The organism is Campylobacter sp. 2018MI13 (assembly GCF_018501135.1).
In the GTDB taxonomy this organism is placed as follows: Bacteria; Campylobacterota; Campylobacteria; order Campylobacterales; family Campylobacteraceae; genus Campylobacter_E.
The window spans coordinates 1-2,388 of sequence record NZ_JAHCZC010000128.1 but is presented as its reverse complement, the minus strand read 5'-3'; the positions used below and the strand labels follow the sequence as shown (position 1 = coordinate 2,388).

Sequence of the window (2,388 nt, the reverse complement as noted above, 5' to 3'; positions counted from 1 at the left end):
TCATAAAAATTATGAGCTATTAGAAAACGATATTATTCTTACTAAAAATAATGCAAAAGTTCAAATAAAATTTATAGATAATACTACTCTTACTTTAGGTAAAAACTCAACTTTACAAATCAATAAATATTTAATTAATGGAGCAAATTCTAAAGTGAACTTGAAAGCTAAAAAAGGAAGCTACGATTTAGTAAGTGGAGAGATTTCTAAGCTAGCTAGACAAAACTTTACTTTCCAAGCAAATACAGCGACCATTGGCATTCGTGGAACTAGATTTAGTGGAGATGTTAATAATGGTTTTGTTAATTGTATTTCAGGAGAAATTGAAGTTGGAGTAGGCGGTAAAAAATATAATTTAAAAAAAGGAGAGAGATTACACTATAAAAATTTAGGAATTATCAAATTAGAAAAATTAAAACCAAGTAGTTTTAATGTAATCAAATTATAAAAATAGGAGAAAATATGAACAAAATAGCTTTAATTGTGTTTTTAGCAAGCTCACTTTTCGCAAATATTGGAAAAATAGTTACATTAAGAGGAGATGTTGTAATTTTAAGTGACAACAAAGAAAGAATTGCAAAAACAAATGATATTTTAGAAGAAAATGACAAAATAATCACAAAAAATAATGCAAAATTACAAATTAAATTCATAGATAATACAATAGTTACGCTAGGTAAAAATACAACTTTAAATATTAAAGATTATGTAATTGATGGTAAAAAATCAAAAGTAAGTCTTGAAGTAAATAATGGGCATTTTAAGGTAATATCGGGAAATATTTCAAAAATAGCTAGAAAGAATTTTGAATTTCAAGCAAAAACAGCAACGATTGGAATTAGAGGAACCGTGTTTGTTGGAAGTCTTGGAAAGGTTGATAAAGTAGGTTGTTTAGAAGGTGCAATAGATGTTAAAGTAGGAAATAAAACTTCTTTAGTTCAAGCAGGAAATCAATTAAGATTTGATAATGATAAGGTTATTAAGATTGAAAAGATAGTGCCTAAGGAATTTGAAACTATTAATACAGGTAAAGAAAGTCAAGTAAATACTAAACAATCTTATAAAAATAGCGAAAGTTTTAATGAGTTTTTAAATTCTAAAGAAGAAATGATAAAAGCAAAACAAGAATATTATCAAAATAAAAATTATCAAGATTATAAAAATAATTATAAATACAATAATGAAAGAATAAAGGATTTAGATACTAATTCAATATCTAAAGATATTATTAATATATGTAATGGCAATACTTATTGCATACAAAATAAAATAAATTATGCAAATAAGGGATATTTAAATGGTAAAGACTATCAAAACAATAGGCAAAGAAATTCTACTTACGGGGTTCAAAAATGATAAAAAAGATTATTTTATCATTTTTAATAAGCTCTCTTGCTTTTGCTAATTATATAGATGAGTTTAATAAGAAAAATTATAAAAAAGCTTTAGAATTAGCTAAAGCTCAATGTGAGATTGATTGTAGTGATGAAAAACTTAACCTAATTTTGGCAAAAAGTGCTGAAAAATTAAAAGATACAAAAGAAGCAATTGCAGCTTACGATAGGGTTTTAATTATTAATGAAAACAATATTGAAGCTAGATTTTCAATAGCTAATTTGTATTATGAAAATAATAATCCAGAGCTTATGAGAGATGAATTAAATTATATGCTAAATAATTTAGATTTAAGTTCTACTCAAAAAGTTAGAATTAATAATATGCTAAATAATTTAGATAATTTGACAAAAGAAGTTGCTAAGCCTTATTTTATAGGGCTTAATTTGGGTTTTGCTTATGATACAAACCCGCTTTATGGCAATGATAATTTCACTGATTTTGTTGGTGAGAAGATTAGAAATTTTAAAAATGAAAAAGCAAGTGGTTCTTTAAGTTTTAATTTTAATATAGATGGTGCTTATAATTTAGATTTAGGAAATAATTATTTTGCAGAGCTTTATGCGAGTTTAAATAATAAAAAATATTTAAAAAATAAAAGCGAAAATTATCCTGATTTAAATGTATTAACATTAGCAATTAATCCAAGCTATGTAAGGGATAATCACAAAATTACTCTAAATGCTAGTTATGATTTTGTATTACTTAGAAGAGCTGCGTTTTTGCATAGTTTAAATATTGGTATTAATTATGAAAATAATGTAAATGATAATTATTTATATTTAATTTCTTATGATTTATCTAAAGGAATATTTGCTGATAGTATGGATAAAGATTCTAATTTTATCCATCATTCTTTAGGTCTTAATAATGTTTTTGCATATAATGATAATATTTATTATTTTAATTTAAATTATGATTTAGAAAATGCAAAAGATAGTTTTAGTGCTAATTCTGATTTTAAAAATTATGGTATAAAAATCGGGGCTATTA

General features: G+C 24.0%; 3 protein-coding genes. All 3 read left to right on the top strand.

What is annotated here, in order from left to right:
• Nucleotides 1-448 (top strand): FecR family protein (locus KJQ99_RS09170; protein ID WP_214150633.1); only part of this gene is annotated, 448 nt, incomplete at its 5' end.
• A 14-nt stretch (nt 449-462) separates the two neighbouring features.
• Entirely contained in the window at nt 463-1,356 is an 894-nt protein-coding gene (locus tag KJQ99_RS09165; RefSeq protein WP_214150632.1) for a FecR family protein, read from the top strand.
• Nucleotides 1,353-2,388 (top strand): hypothetical protein (locus KJQ99_RS09160; protein WP_214150631.1); only part of this gene is annotated, 1,036 nt, incomplete at its 3' end. The genes KJQ99_RS09165 and KJQ99_RS09160, both read left to right, overlap by 4 nt.